This window comes from Achromobacter sp. SD115, assembly GCF_017355315.1.
Lineage (GTDB): Bacteria > Pseudomonadota > Gammaproteobacteria > Burkholderiales > Burkholderiaceae_B > Achromobacter > Achromobacter xylosoxidans_B.
Genome location: NZ_JADIJM010000011.1, coordinates 26,738 through 45,205 on the forward strand (window position 1 = coordinate 26,738; position 18,468 = coordinate 45,205).

17 protein-coding genes are annotated in these 18,468 nt (G+C 66.4%); 8 read left to right on the forward strand and 9 right to left on the reverse strand.

The window, feature by feature from the left end; translation table 11 throughout:
* Nucleotides 1-133: 133 nt before the first annotated feature.
* Nucleotides 134-1,048: a LysR family transcriptional regulator gene (locus tag IPU70_RS16755; protein WP_207468804.1), complete on the forward strand. Its 915-nt coding sequence runs from the start codon at nucleotides 134-136 to the stop codon at nucleotides 1,046-1,048.
* Between the two features lie 138 nt (nucleotides 1,049-1,186).
* On the opposite strand, the gene IPU70_RS16760 is transcribed toward IPU70_RS16755, so the two are convergent.
* From IPU70_RS16760 to IPU70_RS16770, 3 genes are all read right to left on the reverse strand, one after another.
* Nucleotides 1,187-2,800, reverse strand: coding sequence for an ABC transporter substrate-binding protein (locus IPU70_RS16760; RefSeq protein ID WP_013391152.1), 1,614 nt, complete (start codon nucleotides 2,798-2,800; stop codon nucleotides 1,187-1,189).
* A gap of 387 nt (nucleotides 2,801-3,187) precedes the next feature.
* Nucleotides 3,188-3,421 (reverse strand): hypothetical protein, encoded by a 234-nt coding sequence (locus tag IPU70_RS16765; RefSeq protein WP_013391153.1) that lies wholly within the window; start codon nucleotides 3,419-3,421, stop codon nucleotides 3,188-3,190.
* 120 nt (nucleotides 3,422-3,541) lie between these two features.
* Nucleotides 3,542-4,402 (reverse strand): NAD(P)H-hydrate dehydratase, encoded by an 861-nt coding sequence (locus tag IPU70_RS16770; RefSeq protein ID WP_207468806.1) that lies wholly within the window; start codon nucleotides 4,400-4,402, stop codon nucleotides 3,542-3,544.
* A 113-nt stretch (nucleotides 4,403-4,515) separates the two neighbouring features.
* Between IPU70_RS16770 and IPU70_RS16775 the strand changes: the two genes are divergently transcribed.
* Nucleotides 4,516-5,349 (forward strand): enoyl-CoA hydratase/isomerase family protein, encoded by an 834-nt coding sequence (locus IPU70_RS16775; protein ID WP_013391155.1) that lies wholly within the window; start codon nucleotides 4,516-4,518, stop codon nucleotides 5,347-5,349.
* A gap of 29 nt (nucleotides 5,350-5,378) precedes the next feature.
* On the opposite strand, the gene IPU70_RS16780 is transcribed toward IPU70_RS16775, so the two are convergent.
* Together IPU70_RS16780 and IPU70_RS16785 are read right to left on the reverse strand one after the other, a co-directional pair.
* The gene (locus IPU70_RS16780; protein ID WP_207468808.1) at nucleotides 5,379-6,119 is read right to left on the reverse strand and encodes an enoyl-CoA hydratase-related protein; all 741 of its coding nucleotides are present in this window, start codon (nucleotides 6,117-6,119) and stop codon (nucleotides 5,379-5,381) included.
* Complete coding sequence (locus tag IPU70_RS16785) at nucleotides 6,116-7,087, reverse strand: nitronate monooxygenase family protein (RefSeq protein ID WP_207468810.1); 972 nt, start codon at nucleotides 7,085-7,087, stop codon at nucleotides 6,116-6,118. Before IPU70_RS16785 ends, IPU70_RS16780 begins: the two co-directional genes overlap by 4 nt.
* Nucleotides 7,088-7,268: 181 nt before the next feature.
* Between IPU70_RS16785 and IPU70_RS16790 the strand changes: the two genes are divergently transcribed.
* The 4 genes from IPU70_RS16790 (at nucleotide 7,269) to IPU70_RS16805 (ending at nucleotide 12,059) form a co-directional block, all read left to right on the forward strand.
* Complete coding sequence (locus tag IPU70_RS16790) at nucleotides 7,269-7,892, forward strand: TetR/AcrR family transcriptional regulator (RefSeq protein WP_207468812.1); 624 nt, start codon at nucleotides 7,269-7,271, stop codon at nucleotides 7,890-7,892.
* Nucleotides 7,893-7,939: 47 nt separating this feature from the next.
* Entirely contained in the window at nucleotides 7,940-9,088 is a 1,149-nt protein-coding gene (locus IPU70_RS16795) for an acyl-CoA dehydrogenase family protein (protein WP_207468823.1), read from the forward strand.
* Nucleotides 9,089-9,272: 184 nt separating this feature from the next.
* Nucleotides 9,273-10,502: a CaiB/BaiF CoA-transferase family protein gene (locus IPU70_RS16800; protein ID WP_013391160.1), complete on the forward strand. Its 1,230-nt coding sequence runs from the start codon at nucleotides 9,273-9,275 to the stop codon at nucleotides 10,500-10,502.
* A gap of 30 nt (nucleotides 10,503-10,532) precedes the next feature.
* Nucleotides 10,533-12,059 carry a 3-hydroxyacyl-CoA dehydrogenase gene (locus tag IPU70_RS16805; protein WP_013391161.1) on the forward strand — a complete coding sequence of 509 codons (1,527 nt, stop codon included), beginning with the start codon at nucleotides 10,533-10,535 and terminating at the stop codon, nucleotides 12,057-12,059.
* Nucleotides 12,060-12,158: 99 nt separating this feature from the next.
* On the opposite strand, the gene IPU70_RS16810 is transcribed toward IPU70_RS16805, so the two are convergent.
* From IPU70_RS16810 to IPU70_RS16820, 3 genes are read right to left on the reverse strand one after another with little or no spacing between them, the layout of a single operon-like run.
* Complete coding sequence (locus tag IPU70_RS16810; RefSeq protein WP_207468825.1) at nucleotides 12,159-13,124, reverse strand: tripartite tricarboxylate transporter substrate binding protein; 966 nt, start codon at nucleotides 13,122-13,124, stop codon at nucleotides 12,159-12,161.
* A 41-nt stretch (nucleotides 13,125-13,165) separates the two neighbouring features.
* Complete coding sequence (locus IPU70_RS16815) at nucleotides 13,166-14,599, reverse strand: dihydroorotase family protein (protein ID WP_256439243.1); 1,434 nt, start codon at nucleotides 14,597-14,599, stop codon at nucleotides 13,166-13,168.
* Nucleotides 14,580-15,668 carry a GTP-binding protein gene (locus IPU70_RS16820; RefSeq protein ID WP_207468829.1) on the reverse strand — a complete coding sequence of 363 codons (1,089 nt, stop codon included), beginning with the start codon at nucleotides 15,666-15,668 and terminating at the stop codon, nucleotides 14,580-14,582. Before IPU70_RS16820 ends, IPU70_RS16815 begins: the two co-directional genes overlap by 20 nt.
* A 211-nt stretch (nucleotides 15,669-15,879) precedes the next feature.
* Here IPU70_RS16820 and IPU70_RS16825 point away from each other — a divergent pair, with 211 nt between their 5' ends.
* Nucleotides 15,880-16,653, forward strand: coding sequence for an IclR family transcriptional regulator C-terminal domain-containing protein (locus IPU70_RS16825; RefSeq protein WP_207468832.1), 774 nt, complete (start codon nucleotides 15,880-15,882; stop codon nucleotides 16,651-16,653).
* Between the two features lie 18 nt (nucleotides 16,654-16,671).
* Here the strand turns inward: IPU70_RS16825 and IPU70_RS16830 are convergent, their stop codons facing one another.
* Nucleotides 16,672-17,577, reverse strand: coding sequence for a LysR family transcriptional regulator (locus tag IPU70_RS16830; RefSeq protein ID WP_207468834.1), 906 nt, complete (start codon nucleotides 17,575-17,577; stop codon nucleotides 16,672-16,674).
* A gap of 92 nt (nucleotides 17,578-17,669) precedes the next feature.
* Between IPU70_RS16830 and IPU70_RS16835 the strand changes: the two genes are divergently transcribed.
* Nucleotides 17,670-18,464, forward strand: coding sequence for an SDR family NAD(P)-dependent oxidoreductase (locus IPU70_RS16835; RefSeq protein WP_013391167.1), 795 nt, complete (start codon nucleotides 17,670-17,672; stop codon nucleotides 18,462-18,464).
* The last annotated feature ends 4 nt before the right edge of the window (nucleotides 18,465-18,468 follow it).

Consider the following 18,468-nt stretch of genomic DNA (forward strand, 5'->3'; position numbering starts at 1 on the left):
GCCGCCTTCGAGTATTGGGCGAATTCTAGGAGCTTGGCTGCTTTCTCTACAATTAGAATATTTATCTCGAGCTTTGCAGAAAAGGCAAAGCTTGTTCACCATTCCCACTCCTTGAGAATCGTCAGAGGCTGGCATGCACGGCATCGCGCTGAAGTATTTTTTGGAAGTTGCCCAGGCAGGCAGCCTGAGCGGCGCGTCCGAGCGCCTGCACGTGGCGGTGTCGGCCATCAGCCGGCAGATCGCCAAGCTGGAGGAGGAGGCGGGGGCGCCGCTGTTCGAGCGCGCCGCGCGCGGCATGGTCCTGAGCGAAGCGGGCCAGTTGCTGCTGGCGCATGCCCGCCGCACCATGCTGGAAGCCGATTCCGTGCTGCAGGAGATCGCGGCCATCAAGGGCACCGCGCGCAACGAGATCCGGGTGGCGTCCGTCGAAGGCGTGGCGCGGATCTTCCTGCCTTCGGTAATGGCGCGCTTCCGGCGCGATTGGCCCAACATCCGCTTCGACCTCTATGTGGGGTCGCCGGCCGAAGTCAGCCGCCGCGTGGCCGAAGGCAGCGTGGAGCTGGGCATGGTCTTCATCGCCGAGCGCATCGGCGGGGTCAGCCCGCGCTATTCGCGCCGCGCGCCGGTGCATGCGGTGATGGCAGCCGACCATCCACTGGCGGGCCGCGCCAGCGTCAGCCTGCAGGATCTCAGCCACTATCCGCTGGCCTTGACCGGGCCGGGCACCACCACGCGGCAGCTCTTCGAGATGGGCTGCGCGCTGGAATCGGTGCAGCTGGAGCCGGCGCTGACCTGCAATGATTCCTCGCCGCTGCATGGCTTTGTCTTCGGGTCGGACGCCATCATGCTCAGCGGCTACATCTCGGTGGCCTGGAGCCTGCGGCGCGACGAACTGGTCGCCGTGCCGATTTCCAATGCCGAGCTGCAATCGCGCACCCTGCAGATCCAGGTCATGCCCGGGCGGGTGCTGCCGCCCGCGGCAGAAGCCTTCGTCGAGCTGCTGGCGCGGGAACTGGACGATGCGCTGCAAGGCAGGCCGGCTGCATAGCCTGGCAGCAACGCGAGCATCCTCACGCCGCGCACGCCATAAGTGCTGGCGACCTTCGAAGGGGCTCCTGCCCTGGAGTGGTCCGGCAAAAAAAACGGCTGCCCCAAGGCAGCCGTTTGTCCGTTCAGGCGAACCTGATTATTGCTTTTCGGGCGTGACCGAGGTGGCCAGCGTGTACTGGTCGCGGCGGCCTTCGTAGGTGATGCCCTTGCGGAAGGCCCAGATGCTGCTTTCGAAGTGCAGCGGGATCAGCGGCACGTTGTCGAGCGCGATCTGGGTGGATTCCTGCAGCAGCTTCTCGCGCTTGGGCGCGTCGACGGTCACGATGGCCTGCTTGTAGACCTTATCGAAGTCGGCGTTGCTGAAGCCGCCGTAGTTGCTGGTGCCCAGGCTGTTGGGGGAATCCAGGGAAGCCACCCACAGCTGGAACAGCGCCGAGGCTTCACCCGTTTCCGCCGGCCAGCCGCCCATCGAGAAGCTGAACTCGCGCTTGGCGCGCTTGGGGAAGTAGATGGAGGCCGTCATGGCGTCCACATTGGTCTTGATGCCGACGCGGGCCAGGTACTGGGCCACGGCTTGCGCTACCTGGCCGTCGTTGACGTAGCGGTCGTTGGTCGACGACAGCGTCAGTTCAAAGCCATTCGGGTAGCCGGCTTCGGCCAGCAGCTTCTTGGCGCCTTCCGGGTCGTACTTGATTTCCGGGGCCTTGGGCAGGGCGCCGAACATGCCGTCGGGCATGTACTGGAAGGCCGGGGTGGCCATGCCGTCCATGATGCGGGCGGTGATGGTCTTGCGGTCGATGGCCATCGAAATCGCCTTGCGCACGCGCAGGTCCTGCAGCGGGTTCTTGCCGTCGGCGCTCTTGACGAAGGGGCTGGGGTTGCGGCCCACGTCCGGCTGGAAGAACACCAGGCGGGTCGACGGGGTGGCGACGAAACCGAACTTGGGGTTGTCCTTCAGGCGCGGCAGGTCGCGGGCGGCCGGGTTTTCGATCATGTCGAAGTCGCCGGACAGCAGGCCGGTCAGGCGCGGGCCGGCGGACGGCACCGGCACGAACTTCACTTCCTTCCAGTAGGGCTTGGGACCCCAGTAGTTCTCGTTGCGGACCAGCTCGATGCCGGTGCCCTTGACGTAGGACTTCAGGGTGTACGGGCCGGTGCCGATGGCATCCTTGCCGTTGTTGAAGTCAGCCACGGTGGGCCAGGCGCCAGTCACGCCGCAACCCTTCTTGGGGTCGAACGTGAGCTTGCCGTGCTCGACGATGCCATTCCAGACGATGGGCAGCGAACGCGCCAGTTCGGCGGGCATCAGGGGGAAGGGCTCGCCGGTCTTGATGATGACGGTGTGCGCGTCCGGCGTCTGCACGTCGGTGATGCGCTTGGTCATGTCCATGTAGGACTGCGACACGTTGGTTTCGTTGTTCAGCGTGCGGCAGATGGTGAACAGCACGTCTTCGGACGTGAACGGTTTGCCGTTGGAGAACTTGACGTCGTCGCGCAGCTTGAATTCCCAGGTCTGGTCGTCCAGCGTCTTCCAGGAGGTGGCCAGGGCGGGCACCAGCTTCATGTCGGCGCTGCGGCCCACCAGGGAACTGTAGACGTGCGCGGAGAACGCGTCGTTCTGCGTCATCTTGTGATAGTGGGGGTCCGCCGAGGTGGGTTCGGCCGACAGGCCGATCTTCAGCGTCTGGGCTTGGGCAGCGGCCAAGGGGATGGCGGCGGCCGCAAGGGCCAGGGTAGTGCGCAACTTCATGGTGACAACTCCGGATGGGGAACGAACCGGATCGCGCCTGCGTGTAAACCGGCCTGCGCCAGCCGCGCGGGCGGCGTCGCCTGGAAGGGGCTCAGGGGGTTTTGGCGCCGGGCACGACGGCAAGGGGCCGATTATCGGTAGGGGCTTCGCGCACTGTCAATGTGCAATGGCAAGCGCAGCGCTAGGGAAAACGCGGAGAGGGAGGGGGGAAAGAGGGCGCCGCGCTGCCTCGTCTGGAGGCCTGCGCGGCGCGATGGCGCCCGGGTGAGGGGCTGGGCGCCGAAGAACCGCCGCAAGGGGCGCCGGGAAACCGGCGGGCGTTGCGGCGGGGTCGCGCCAGACTGAATCGCGGGAGATCGATCGCGACTCAGGCCAGCGCGGCAGGGCTTACCACTGCGAACCGGAGAAGCGCGAGCTGGCGGCGCGGGCCTTGTTCATCGACTCGTTCACTTCGTCGATGAAGGAGAACACGGCGGCAACAGCTGCCACTACGGCTTGGCCGGCTTTCTTCAGGCCGGTCAGCGGATGGGAATTCGGTTGGTTCTCGAGGGCGCCGCGGAGCAGATCGCGCTCCAGCGCATCGGTCAGGCGGGCAGTGTGGTTCAGGGTCAGTTCGCTCATGGTTTGCTCCAGTCCGTTTCGTCTTGGTGTAAACCATTATAGGGATAACCCTAGGCTCTATGCAATGCTATTTTTAGGGTAAACCCCTATATGTTGTAAAAATGTTTATTCTCCAGGGACTTAGCCGCGATTGCGCAGGGCGCGGGCGGCGTCCGCCAGCTCTCCAGCGGTCAGTCCGATGGGGCCGACACCCTGGGCCACCAGGGCGTCGGCCGCCGCGCCGTGCAGCCACACGGCTCCGGCTACGGCTTGTGCCAGAGGCAATTTCTGGGCGATCAGCGAGCCCAGCATGCCCGCCAATACGTCCCCGGTTCCGGCGGTGGCGAGCCCCGGATTGCCGCTGGTATTGACCCGCAGCTCGCCGTCCCGCGAGCAGACTACAGTGCCGGCGCCCTTCAACACGATCCAGGCCCGGTAGCGCTGCGCCAGTGTCCAGGCGGCGCCCGGGCGGTCGGCCTGCACCTCGGCCGCGCTGATGCCCAGCAGGCGGCCGGCCTCGGCCGGGTGCGGCGTCAGCACCACGGGACCGTCGCCCCAATTGGGCTGGATGTCGCCGCGCGCCAGCAGATTCAGTCCGTCCGCGTCCAGCACCAGCGGCGCCCCGCGCCGCAGTACAAACAATTCGGACAGCGCGTTGGCCGCCAAGGCTCCCGTGCCGATGCCGCAGCCAGCCACCCAGGCGGTGACGCCCCAGTCCTCTTCCAGCAGCGAGCGGGCATCGCGCAGCATCAGCTCGGGCTGCAACGGGTCGCAGGCCAGGGGGGCGGCGTCCTGGGCGAAGCCGATCAGCACCTTGCCGGCGCCTGTCTTCAAGGCGGCGCGCGCGGCCAGCAGCGCCGCGCCCGTCATGCCGGGGCCGCCGCCCACCACGCCCACCGTGCCGAAACTGCCCTTGTGGGTGTCCTGGCCGCGCGGCGCGAACAGGGCAGGCAGGGCGGCGCGGTCGATGGTGCCGCCGGTGGACGGGGCGCTAGTGTTCATGGGCTGAGGCTCCTGGGGAAATCGGCATGGCGCGATGGCGCGTATCTACTATAGTGCGCCCAAACCGGCCGGCATCCGGCCCGGCCCCAAGACAAGACGACGTGGAGACAAACATGAGCGACATCACGCTGGAACACTATTCCGCCTATGAGTCCCTGAAGCTGCGCCGGCACCCCGGCGGGGTGCTGGAGGTGATCATGGGCGCCAAGGGCGGCAAGCCGGGCAAGCTGTCCACCGCCGACGACCGCATGCACCGCGAGCTGGCCGACATCTGGCGCGACATCGACACCGACCCCGACACCCGGGTGGTGGTGATCCGTGGCGAAGGCAAGGGCTTTTCGGGTGGGGGCGACCTGGACCTGGTACAGCAGATGGCGGACGACTTCGACGTGCGCACCCGCGTTTGGCGCGAAGCCCGCGACCTGGTCTACAACATCATCAATTGCAACAAGCCCATCGTGTCCGCCATGCACGGCGCGGCCGTGGGCGCGGGCCTGGTGGCGGGCTTGCTGGCCGACATCTCCATCGCGGCGCGCGACGCGCGCATCATCGACGGCCATACCCGCCTGGGCGTGACGGCCGGCGACCATGCCGCCATCGTCTGGCCGCTGCTTTGCGGCATGGCGCGCGCCAAGTACTACCTGATGCTGTGCGAAACCGTGACCGGCGAAGAAGCCGAGCGCATCGGCCTGGTGTCGTTGTGCGTGGACGAGGCCGAACTGATCGGCCGCGCCTTCGAAGTTGCCAACAAGCTGGCCGCGGGCTCCCAGACCGCCATCCGCTGGACCAAGTATTCGCTGAACAACTGGCTGCGCATGGCCGGGCCGAGCTTCGATACCTCGCTGGCGCTGGAATTCATGGGCTTTGGCGGCCCGGACGTGCGTGAAGGGATCCAGTCCCTGCGCGAACGCCGCGCGCCGAACTTCCGGCCGGATTCGCCGTTCTGAGGCTGCGGATGGCGCGCCATCCGGCTTCCCTACTTCTTGAAGAACTTCGCGAAGGCCGCCTGCGCCTCTTCGGATTGCAGGCGGATGCGGAACTGCTGGGCCTCGTAATCCATCGTGTCCTGGATCGCCTGACGGTCCGGCCGACGCAGCATGGCCTTGGTCAGGCGCAGCGCGGCGGGCGGCTGGCGCGCCAGGTCGGCGGCGGTGGCTTGCGCGGCGGCCAGCGCCTGGCCCTTGGGCGTGACTGAAGTCGCCAGCCCGGCGTCGCAGGCGTCCTGCGCCGTGAACGCCTTGCCCTGCAACAGCCATTCGGCGGCGCGGCGGGTGCCGGCCAGGCGCGGCATCAGCAGGCTGGACGCGCCTTCCGGGCACAGGCCCAGCGCCACGAACGGCATGCGCAAGGTGGCGCCTTCGCCCACATGGACAAAATCGCAATGCTGCAGCAGGGTCACGCCGATGCCGACGGCGTAGCCCTCGACCGCGGCGACGACCGGCACGTCTGCCGTGGTCAGCGCGCGCAGGAAAGTCAGGCCGGCGCTGTCGCCCGCGCCGCGCTCCGCCTGGAAGTCGCGCAAGTCGTTGCCGGCCGTGAAATGCTCGCCCGCGCCCGTCAGGATCACCGCCGCCACCGCCGTGTCGGCGGAGGCCAGCGCAATCTGTTCGGTCAGCGCCGCATAGGTGGCGGTATCCAGCGCGTTGCGGCGATCCGGACGGTTGATGGTCAACGTCAGCACCGCGCCGTCGCGGCTGACCTGCAGCCCGGCGCTCATGCGCCGAATCCGTTGGCCAGGCGGCTCTTGGCGTCCGCGTACTCGCTGCGCAGCGTGTCCACGATCTGGCGCGTCGGCAGCACGCTGGCGATGCCGCCCACGCCCTGGCCCGCGCCCCAGATGTCCTTCCAGGGTTTGACCCGGCCTGAGCCGAAGTTGGACGCGCCGCTGTCGGGCTGCGGCAGGTTGGCCGGGTCCAGCCCGGCGGCGGCGATGCTGGCCTTCAGGTAGTTGCCCGGAATGCCGGTGAAGAACGGGGTGTAGAGGATGTCCGAGGCGCTGGCGTCGACGATGGCGGATTTGTAGCCTTCGCTGGCGTTGGCTTCCTCGCTGGCGATGAAGCGCGTGCCCATGTAGGCGAAGTCCGCGCCCATGGCCTGCGCGGCCAGGACATGCGCGCCCGAGGTGATCGCGCCCGACAGGATCAGCGGGCCGTCATAGAAGCGGCGCACTTCGGACACCAGCGCGAAGGGGCTGAGCGTGCCCGCGTGGCCGCCGGCGCCGGCACACACCAGGATCAGGCCGTCCACGCCGGCTTCCAGCGCCTTTTCGGCGTGGCGGATCGTGGTCACGTCGTGGAATACCTTGCCGCCCCAGTCATGCACGCCTTTGACCAGGTCGCCGGGCGCGCGCAGGCTGGTGATGATGAGCGGCACGCGGTGGCTGGCGCACACGGCCAGGTCTTGCTCCAGGCGGTCGTTGGACTGATGGATGATCTGGTTGACCGCGAACGGCGCCACGGTCGCGCCGGGATTGGCTTCGCGGTGCGAGGCCAGGCCAGCCTGGACTTCGTCCAGCCAGTCGCTCAGCAGGCTTTGCGGGCGCGCATTCAGCGCGGGGAACGAACCCACGATGCCGCTGGTGCATTGCGCCACCACCAGCTTGGGATTGGACACGATGAACATGGGGGCGCAGATGACCGGCAGGGACATCTGGCCGTACAAATCAGTCACGAGAGAGTGGGGCATGGCGTCGTCGCGGAAAAAAGGTCAAAAGAGGGCTTGAGCATCGTTGGCGGGTGTGCCTATAATTACCTACCGACCGTCCGGTAATTAATTAATCCTTATTAAACGGCATGCGCCGAAGCGCTGTCAATGGAGGTTCGCAAGAGCCTCCGGCAGCGCCGGTGCGGCCCTTCCAAAGGCAGCCATGGCGACCTCCGCCCCTCCCGCCCAGAAACGCGCCCGCGCCGGCCGCCCACCCACCGTGGCGGCCCCGCGCGAACGCATCCTGGAAGAAGCCGCCAAGCTCTTCGCTCAAAGCGGCTACGACGGCAGCTCGGTGTCGGACCTGGCTGCTGCGCTCGGCGTGTCCAAGGCCGCCATCTACCACTACTACACCACCAAGCAGGACATCTACGACGCCATCATCCTGGCCGTGCTGACCGGCCTGACCCAGGCCGTGGCCCAGGAAGTTGGCCGGGCCGAAGGCGCCACCGCCCGGTTGCGCGCCTTCATGGTGGGCCACGCGCGTTACTTCGAGCAGCACCATCCCGAATTCGTCACCATGCTGATCGGCTATTCCGGCATGGCCCTGACCGAGCGCGAAGACGCCGCCCGGCTGCGCGACGGGTACGAAAAGCGCCTGCGCGAACTGATTGCGCAGGGCGTTGCCGCCGGCGAATTCCGCGCGCTGGACGTGGCCGCGGCCGGCCGCGGCGTGCTGTCCATGCTGAATTGGATGGTGCGCTGGTACAAGCCGGGCCAGGGCGACAGCGCCGAAACCATCGCCGCCGGCTACTTCGATCTATTGGTCGGAGGCATGCGCGCCTGAGGCGCGGCTGTCCCCGGCTTACCCCGCATTTTTTTGAGACTCCCATCATGGCCCTCGATACCGAAACCCTGAATCTGCTGCTGGACGCCGTGCGCCGCTTCGTGCACGAACGCCTGATCCCCGCCGAAGACGAACTGGCCGAAAGCGGCCAGGTGCCGCCGGACATCGTCAACGAGATGCGCGAGCTGGGCCTGTTCGGCCTGTCCATCTCGCCCGACCACGGCGGCCTGGGCCTGACCATGGAAGAAGAAGTGCGCGTGGTCTTCGAGCTGGGGCAGACCTCGCCCGCGTTCCGCTCGCTGGCCGGCACCAACATCGGCATCGGTTCGCAAGCCATCGTGCTGGCCGGCACCGACGAGCAGCGCGCCAACTACCTGCCCAAGCTGGCCAGCGGCGAATTGATAGGCTCGTTCGCGCTGACCGAGCCCGATGCCGGCTCCGACGCCATGGCGCTGCGCCTGTCCGCCGTGCGCGACGGCGACAGCTACGTGCTCAACGGCACCAAGCGCTACATCACCAACGCGCCCATCGCCGGGCTGTTCTCGGTCATGGCGCGCACCGCGCCGGAACGCCGCGCCAATTCGATTTCGTGCTTCCTGGTCGAAGCCGGTACGCCCGGCCTGACCATCGGCAAGCCCGACAAGAAGATGGGCCAGGCCGGCGCCCTGACCAGCGACGTGGTGTTCGACAACTGCCGCGTCCCGGCCAGCGCGCTGCTGGGCGGAGAAGAGGGCAATGGCTTCCGCACCTCGATGCGGGTGCTGGACAAGGGCCGCCTGCATATTTCGGCGCTGTGCGTGGGCATCGCCGACCGCCTGCTGGGCGACGCCGTGAAGTACGCCATTGAGCGTAAGCAATTCGGCCAGCCCATCGCTGAATTCCAGCTGATCCAGGCCATGATCGCCGACAGCCAGGCCGAGCTCTACGCCGCGCGCTGCATGGTGCTGGACGCCGCCCGCATGCGCGACCGCGGCGAGAACACCACCATGCAGGCCGCCTGCTGCAAGCTGTACGCCACCGAAATGGTGGGTCGCGTGGCCGACCGCGCGGTGCAGATCCACGGCGGCGCGGGCTACATGTCCGAGTACGCGGTCGAGCGCTTCTACCGCGACGTGCGCCTGTTCCGCATCTTCGAAGGCACTTCGCAGATCCAGCAGCTGGTGATCGCCCGCGAAACCATCAAGGCGCATTCCTGAGCGCGGACACGGCCCAAGAGGCTAATATCCTGCATGACTGACGGTGATCCGGCAGCGGCCCTGGGCCGCGCCGGAATATGACGCGCCAGCGGCCGCGCGCCGCCGGCATGACGGAACTCCAGTCTGGCTTGCGCGCCGCCGCAAGCCGGACGTTTTCATTTCTCTTCCAGCGAAAAGATTACTAATGTCGCAACGTCCCGCTCCCCTTACCGGCATACGCGTGCTGGACCTCACCCGCGTCCTGGCGGGTCCCTGGTGCACCCAGAACCTTGCCGACCTCGGCGCCGAGGTGATCAAGATCGAACGCCCTGGCGCGGGCGACGACACGCGGGCCTGGGGGCCTCCGTACCTGAAGGACGAGGCGGGCAACGACACCACCGAGGCGGCCTATTACCTGTCCGCCAACCGCAACAAGCTGTCGGTGGCGCTGGACATCGCCTCGCCGCGCGGCGCCGAACTGGTGCGCGAACTGGCGCTGCAAAGCGATATCCTGGTCGAAAACTTCAAGGTCGGCGGCCTCTCCAAGTACGGCCTGGACTATGACAGCCTGAAGGAACTCAACCCGCGCCTGATCTACTGCTCCATCACCGGCTTCGGCCAGACCGGCCCCTACGCCAGCCGCCCCGGCTACGACTTCATGATCCAGGGCATGGGCGGCCTGATGAGCATCACCGGCGAACGCGACGACCTGCCTGGCGGCGGTCCGCAGAAGGCGGGGGTGGCGGTGACCGACCTGATGACCGGCATGTACTCCACGGTCGGTATCCTGGCCGCGCTGCACGAACGCTCGCGCAGCGGCCTGGGCCAGCACATCGACATGGCGCTGCTGGACTGCCAGGTCAGCATGCTGGCCAATCAGAACCTCAACTACATGACTTCGGGCGTGGCACCCAAGCGTGCCGGCAACGCGCACCAGAACCTGGTGCCCTACCAAGTGTTCGCGGCCAGCGACGGCCACCTGATCGTGGCGGTCGGCAACGACAGCCAGTTCCGCAATTACTGCGGCGCGATCGGCTTGCCCGAGCTCTCGGCTGATCCGCGCTTCGCCACCAATCCGCAACGTGTGAAGAACCGCGCCGAACTGGTGCCGCTGCTGACCGAACGCATGGCCACCGGCGCGCGCGATCACTGGCTGGCCGCGCTGGAAGCCGTGGGCGTCCCGGCCGGCCCCATCAATACGCTGGACCAGGTCTACGAAGACCCGCAGGTCCTGGCGCGCGGCATGAAGCGTGAATTGCCGCATCCGACCGCAGGCACGGTGCCGATTGCCGCCAGCCCGCTGAAGTTCTCCGACAGCCCGGTCGAGTACCGCCGTCCGCCGCCCATGCTGGGCGAGCACACCGAGCAGGTGCTGTCCGAAAAACTGGGCCTGTCGGCCGAAGAAATCCTGGCGCTGGCGCAAAGCCGGGCCTGAACCCCATCCAATAAAAGCAGGAGAGTGGTGATGAAGGAGATTCAAACCATCGGCGTCGTCGGCGCCGGGGCCATGGGGCGCGGCATCGCGCAGATCGCGGCGCAAGCCGGGCTGCGCGTGCGCCTGTACGACACCAGCGCCGACGCCGTGGCGGCCGCACGCGAGTCGCTGCGCCAGACCTGGGACAAGCTGGCCCAGAAGGGCAAGCTGAGCGCCGCCGACGCGCAGGCCGCGCTGGAACGCGTCGAATCCGCCACCGCGCTGACCGACATGTCGAACTGCCAGCTGGTGGTGGAAGCCATCGTCGAACGCCTGGACGTCAAGCGCGACCTGTTCGCCGCGCTGGAAGGCGTGGTGGCCGAAGATTGCATCCTGGCGTCGAACACCTCGTCGCTGTCCATCACCGCCATCGCCGCCGCCTGCAAGCATCCGCAGCGCGTGGCCGGCTACCACTTCTTCAACCCGGTCGCGCTGATGAAGGTGGTCGAAGTCATCGACGGCCTGCGCAGCGCGCCCGAAGTCGGCGACGCGCTGGCCGAGCTGGCCCACCGCATGGGCCATACGCCGGTGCGCGCCAAGGACATGCCGGGCTTCATCGTCAACCACGCCGGCCGCGGCATGAATACCGAAGGCCTGCGCGTGGCGCAGGAAGCCGTGGCGACCTTCGCCCAGGTCGATGCCGTGATGCGCGAGCAGGCCGGCTTCCGCATGGGGCCGTTCGAACTGCTGGACCTGACGGCGCTGGACGTGTCCCACCCGGTCATGGAATCCATCTACCGCCAGTTCTTCGATGAGCCGCGCTTCCGTCCGTCGCCCATCACTACCGTGCGCCTGGCCGGCGGCCTGATCGGCCGCAAGGCCGGTGAAGGCTTCTACGTCTACGCCGACGGCCAGAAGCAGGTGCCGGCTGAGCCGCCCGTGCCCGCGCTGCCCGAGAACCTGAAGGTCTGGGTCAGCCCCAGGCACGCCGAAGGGTACGCCCGCGCTGCCGCGCTGGTCGAAAAGCTGGGCGCCACGCTGGTGACCGGTTCCACGCCCGACGCCGACGCGCTTATCCTCGTCACGCCCTTCGGCGAAGACGTTTCCACCACGGTTTCCGCGCAAGGCCTGAACGCGGCCCGCACGGTCGGCCTGGATGCGCTCTACGCCTTCGACAGCGCCAAGCGCCGCACCATCATGGTGTCGCCCGCCACCGAAGCCAAGTGGCGCGACGCCGCTCACGCGCTGCTGGCCGCAGACGGCGTGCCGGTCACGGTGATCGAGGATTCGCCGGGCTTCATCGCCCAGCGCATCGTGGCCACCATCGTCAACATCGCCAGCGACATCGCGCAACAGCAGATCGCTACGCCCAAGGACATCGACCTGGCGGTGACGCTGGGCCTGGGCTATCCGGTGGGGCCGCTGGCCCTGGGCGACAAGCTGGGCGCCGACCGCATCCTGGAAATCCTGAAGAGCATGCAACGCGTGACCGGCGATCCGCGCTATCGCCCCAGCCTGTGGCTGCAGCGCCGCGTGCAGCTCGGCATGTCGCTGACGCAGGCGACTGGCGAACAGTGATGTGATGGCTATGCATGGCAGGGCACCGCTCTGGCATGTACAAAAAAGCCCGCAAGACTTCGTGTCTTGCGGGCTTTTTTTCCTGAAGGACCGGCCGCCTCAGTTGGCCGGCTTGACGCCGATCAGAGAGACCAGCGGCGTCCAGAGCGCGATGTCGTCGCGGATGCGGCGGGCGAACTTGTCCTTCACCTCGCCTGCCCGCGGCTGGCTGCCGGACGCGTCGAACTTGCTCAGCACGTCCGGATCGCGCAGCATCACCTGCACGGCGTCGGCCAGCCTGTCCACCACTTCCGCGGGCGTGCCGGGCGGCGCGAACAGGCCGTTCCAGGTTTCGATCTCGTGCCCCGGGATGGTGTCGGCGATGGCCGGCACGCCGGGCAGCTGAGGCACGGGCTGGCGGCTGGACACGCCCAGGAAACGGATGCGGCCGCTATCCTTGTAAGGCAGGATTTCGGAGATGTTGGCCGAATACAGGTCGGTGGTGCCGCCCATGGTGTCGAGCAGAGCCGGCGCGCCGCCCCGGTAGCCGATCAGCGTCGCCTCGATACCTGCACGCTTCAGAAACACCAGCACCGACATGTGCGACATCGACCCTTCGCCGCCGTGCGCGACGGTCAGTGCGCCGGGTTTGGCCCGGCCATACTCGATCAACTGCGCAAGATTCTGGAAGCGCGAGCTGGACGGCACCGTGAGCACCAGCGGGTTGCTGGCGATGTTGGCCACCGGCACCAGATCGTTCAACGGGTCGTAACGCACGTTGAACAGGAACCGGACCAGCGAAACCTGGCCGATGGACCCCACCATCAGCGTGTTGCCGTCGTTGCGCGAACGGATCAGCGCATCGGTGGCGATGGTTCCGCCCGCGCCCGCCTGGTTCTTCACCACCACCGACGAACCCAGCGTGCGGCGCAGCGAATCGGAGGTAATGCGCGCCACATAGTCGGTGTTGCCGCCCGGCGGGTAAGGCACGATCAATGTGATGGCGGACCCGTCCTGGGCATGGGCCAGCGCGGACAGCAGCAGCGGCGAGGAGGCCAGCAGCCGCGAGAACTGACGACGATTCATGATGTTTTCCCCTTGTGTCGTAGTGATGCGCGGCTTTGAGCTCAACGGGTCGCGGCAGCCATTTGGCCGCAGCCCTTGGCGCCGACTACCTTTCCGTCTTCATACACCGTGGTGCCGCGCACCAGGGTGCGCACCGGCTTGCCCTTGAGACGGCGGCCGGCATAAGGGCTCCAGCCCACCAGGCTGAGGACGTCCTCGTCGCGCACTTCGTATTCGGTCTCCAGGTCGACCAGGACCAGGTCGGCGTCCAGGCCCGCGCGTATTTCACCCTTTTCGCGCAGCCGGAACAATTCGGCGGGTTTGGCCGAGCAGGCCTCGGCCACCCGTTCCAGGCTGATCTTGCCTTCCTGCGCCGCGGTCAGGAACATGCTCAGGTAGAACTGGGTCGAAGGCGTGCCGGTATGGGCTTTCCAGCCATCGGTCCAGCCCACTTCCTTCTCTTCGCGCGTGTGCGGGGCGTGGTCGGTGGCAATGATATCGATGGTGCCGTCGTTGAGCCCTTCCCACAGGCCGGGTACGTTCTTCTCCGGCACCCAGTACGACAGCGCGTAGGAGCCCAGGCGCTGGATGGCCGACCATTCGCAACCCAGGAACAGCGCCCAGGGATTGATCTCGCAGGTCACCTTCTGACCGGCCGCCTTGGCTTCGCGGATCAGCTGCACGCTGCCGGCGGTCTGGGTGTGCAGGATGTGCAGGTGGCAGCCGGCCGCCTTTTGCAGCCGCAGCAGGGTGGCGATGGCGGTTTCCCAGATCACGCCATCGTGGGCGGCATAGGCGCGCGCATAGGCCAGCGCGTCGCGTTCGCCGCGGTCCCAGTAGGTCTGTTCGATCACGTCCATCAAGGCCTGGTCGTGCGGGTGCACCATCAATGGCACGTCCAGTTCTGCGCAGCGCTGCATGATGCGCAACAGCTTGCCGTGATCATGCACGCCGATGCCGGGCATGTGCGGATAGTCTCGTCCCGTGTCCACCACCATGAAGATCTTGAACGCCGCAATGCCGGTGGCGGTCATGGCTTCCATTTCCGACTCTATCGTCGGCGCCGGATTGAAGTTCCAGTCGACCACGGCGTCGCTGCGGTAGATGGCGAACTGCTTTTCCAGCAGGTCCAGCGAGTTGGGCGGCGGATTGACGTTGGGCATGCCCACGCTGGTGGTGACGCCGCCCGCGGCGCATTGCTGCGTGGCGGTGAAGATTGTGTCCTTGTATTCGAATCCTTTTTGCGAGCCCTGGCGATGGTGCGAGTGCATGTCGATGGCGCCCGGCAGGATGGCCAGGCCGCTCGCATCGATGATGTTCCGCGCGTCGGGCTCGCTGCCGGCCTCGTACAGGCCGGCGATCTTGCCGTCGCGGATGCCGATGGAGGCGCGCACGCGGCCTTGCGGAGTGACCACCAGGCCGTTCTTGATCAAAGTGTCCATGCTGTTTTCCTTGTGATGGGGAATGCCAAAACGATCAGGCCGCGCGTGCGGCAGGCGGGAGGGCGCGCTGGCGCACCGTGTCCCAGACCTGCATGACGTAGTCTTTGCTCAGGCCTTTGGTAATGAAAACCATGCGGGATTGCCGGTCCGCGTCGGGCCATTCCGGCAATTCGGTGGGGGGGTGGAACAAGCGCTGCACGGCTTGCAGCACGATGGGCCGCTCGTGGCCGGCGATGTGCAGGATGCCTTTGACGCGCAGCAGCTCGTCCGGGTGCGCCATGACCAACGCATCCAGCCACGCGCTGACTTGCGGCCATTGCAAGGGCGCGTCGAAATCCAGGCAGAAGCTGTCGATGCGGGCATGGTCATGGCCATGCGTGTGCGTGTGGTGCTTATGGGTGTGTTCATGCCCATGCCCACCATGCCCGTGTCCGTCCGCGTAAGGCGCGGCGTTGAGCCATTGCCGGGCCTGCTCCGGACGCACGTTCACGTCGTAGACATCGGGCCCGTCCAGCACCGTGGCATCCGGCCGCGCCGCAGGGTTGCACACCACGCGCGTTGCTCCCGGGTTGACGCGCGCCAGCGTGTCCACCAGCGCCGCGACTTGAGCGCCGGGCAGTTCGGTCTTGGTGACGATCAAGGCATCGGCGACGGCCGCCTGCTTGACGGCCTCCGGGTGCGCGGCCAGCGTGCCCGGCCCGTTGACGGCGTCCACCACGGTCAGCACGCGGTTCAAGCGGAACGAGCGCGCGACGGGAAACGTCATCAACGCCTGGATGACCGGCACCACGTCGGCCATGCCCGTGGTTTCGATCAGGACGCGATCAAAGGCAGCGATGGTTCCGGCGCTGCGCTTGGCGCGCAGGTCGCGCAGGGTCTCGACCAGGTCGCCTTGCACGGTGCAGCACAGGCAGCCGGTGGTCAGTTCGATGGTGTTTTCGTTGCTGCTGGCGATCAGCGCGTGGTCGATGCCGATCTCGCCAAACTCATTGACGATGACCGCCGCACCGGCCAGCGCCGGGTCGCGCAGCCAGTGATTCAGCAGGGTGGTCTTGCCGCTGCCCAGGAAGCCCGTCAGCAAAGTGACTGGAATACGCGTTTCGGAGGTCTCGCCGTTTGCCATGATCCACCTTTGCAAAAAATACTAAATTCGCAACCATTGCGACTAAATGAATTTTTGCATCGAGTTGACGCTTTGGCAAGCCCCCTCGTTTGGCGCCGCGCGCCTCGGCCCAGAGGGGGAAGACGACGCTGCTAGAATCGCGGAGAAATTAAATTTCGCAATGGATGCGAAATCACGCGCCGCACAGGCGTAACGATAGGGAGAGGTCGACGTGGCGGGTGATATCAGGACGCGCAACCGGATACTGCACATCCTGCAGCTCTATGACAGGCGCGCCGCATGGTCGGTTGAGGAAATCGCCGTCGAAATGGATGTCTCCGTCAGTTCGGCCTACCGCGACGTACAGGAACTGGTGCGCGCCGATTTCCTGACTCCGGTGATGGGCGCGCGCTATGTGCTGGGGCCGACCTTTGCTCATTTCGACTTGCTGATGCGCCACGGCGATCCCTTGCTGAAGGTGGCCGAACCGCACATGCGCCGCCTGGTGGAGGCGACCACGTCCTCGTCGGCCTCGGTGCTGACGCGCAGCTACCAGGACAAGGTCATGTGCATCCACCAGGAAATTGGCGACCCGGCCGCGCGCGTCGGACGCTATGAACGTGGCGCCACCATGCCGATGTTTCGCGGCGCGACCTCCAAGGTCATCCTGGCGCACCAGAGCCGCCGCGCCCTGGAGCGCATGTACCTGGCCCATGAAGAGGAAGCGCGTGCCATTTCGCACTGGAAGAGCCTGAAGGACCTGTGCCTGGAACTCGACGCCATCCGCGAGGCGGGCGTAGCGGTCAGCGATTCCGAGATCACGCCTGGGACCATAGGCATAGCCGCGCCCATTTTCCTGGAGCAGCGCGTGGTGGCCGGACTGAGTCTGATCGTGCGCGCCGAGCATTGCCGTCTCGAGCCTTTTCGCGCGGCGGTCATCGAGGCCGCCAGCCAGATCAGCAGCCAGTTGGCCGAGGTGGACGGCGCCTGGGTGGCGCGCGCCTGAGCACGGACCCCAGCCCGCTCAATCGGATTGCGACTGGCGGTCTTGGCCCAGGCGGCGCAATTCATCCAGCGTTTGGCGCAGCAGCCGCGAGGGTTCGGTCTCGCGCCGGATATACATGCCGACCGAGCGTGTTAGACCCTGCCGCAGGCGGGTCTTGCGCACGCCGCGCTGCGTCGCGTTGTCCAGCGACGACTCCGGCAATAGCGCAATGCCGCAGTTGTGCTGCACGAAGCGTGCGATGGTGTTCAGGTCCCGCAAAGAATAGAGCGGATTGAAGGGCTGCGACGCGGCCTGGAAGGCGCGTTCGGTCAGCACGCGCACGCTGGTGCCTGGCGGCATGCTGATCAAGGGCAGACGGGCGAGTTCCGCGGGCGTCCAACGCGTGACGTCCGGTTTGACCTGGGCGCTGTGGAACAGCACGAAGGGTTCGGTGAACAACTCCTGATAGACCAGGTCGGCAACGCCTTCCTCGTTCATGGTGGTCACGGCGATGTCCACGCGCCGCTCGCGCAGCAATTGCAGGGCTTCGCTGGCGATGGGATCGTAGACCTCCACGCGGACCCGCGGGTGCTTGCGCGCGAGGCTCTCTATCAAGAGCGGAATGAGTGACGCCGCGAGCGTGGGCAAGGCCGCGACCGCCACGCGGTTGTTGCGGTCGCGCAGCCGCTGGTCCAGTTCCAGCATGCCTTTTTCATGCAGCGCGGTGATCTTGCGCGCGGTCTCGATAATGTCCTGGCCTTCGCGCGACAGGCGCACCATGCGGGTGGTGCGCTCGAAGAGTTTGACGCCCAGCGTCTCTTCCGCCTCCTTCAGCAGTTTGCTCAGCGTGGGCTGTGTCACATGCAGCAGCTCGGCCGTTTTCTGGAAGCTCAGCGTTTCGGCCAGCAGCACGAAAATGCGCAGTTGTCTCGTCGTCAGATTCATTCTTTTTGTCTATCAATGCCGTTCAAATCGGAACTTAACCAGAAGACCTGACTGCCTTAGCCTTTGCATCACGATCTCTCTCTGGAGCTGGGATGTTTCGTCTTGATGGAAAGGTAGCCCTGGTGACCGGTTGCGGCACGCTGGGCGCAGGTTGGGGAAATGGAAAGGCTGCTGCGGCGGTGCTTGCCAGGCAGGGCGCCGCGATTTTCGGTTGCGATCTGAACATCGACGCGGCGCGACAGTCCGCGCAGGCCGTGGCCGCGGAGGGCGGGAAGATCACGGTCCGGCAGTGCGACGTCACGGACGGCAGCCAGGTGGCGGAACTGGTGCGGGCGTGCATGGAGACGCATGGCCGCATCGATGTGCTGGTCAACAACGTGGGCCGCTCGGAACCGGGCGACCCGGTCTCCATGCCGGAGGATCTTTGGCACGATCAGATCCAGGTGAATCTGACCTCTGCCTTCCTGTGCTGCAAGCACGTCATCCCCCTCATGAAGAGCGCTGGTGGAGGATCGATTATCAACATTTCGTCCATCGCCGGGCTGCGTTATGCGGGCAAACCCCAGGTCGGCTACGCCGCCGCCAAGGCCGCCCTGATGCAGATGACGGCCACCACCGCGGTCATCTATGCGCAAGACGGCGTGCGGCTGAATTCGGTGGTGCCAGGACTGATGTTCACGCCTCTGGTGGAACGCCTGGCGCAGAAATACGCCAAGGGTGATTACGAGGGTTTTGTGGCGCACCGCCATGCCCAGGTGCCCGCGGGTCGCATGGGCGACGCCTGGGACGTGGCCCATGCCGTGGCTTTCCTGGCCAGCGATGAGAGCCGCTACATCACGGGGCAGCAGATCGTGGTGGATGGCGGCATCACCATGGCAACGCGTTGAGCGG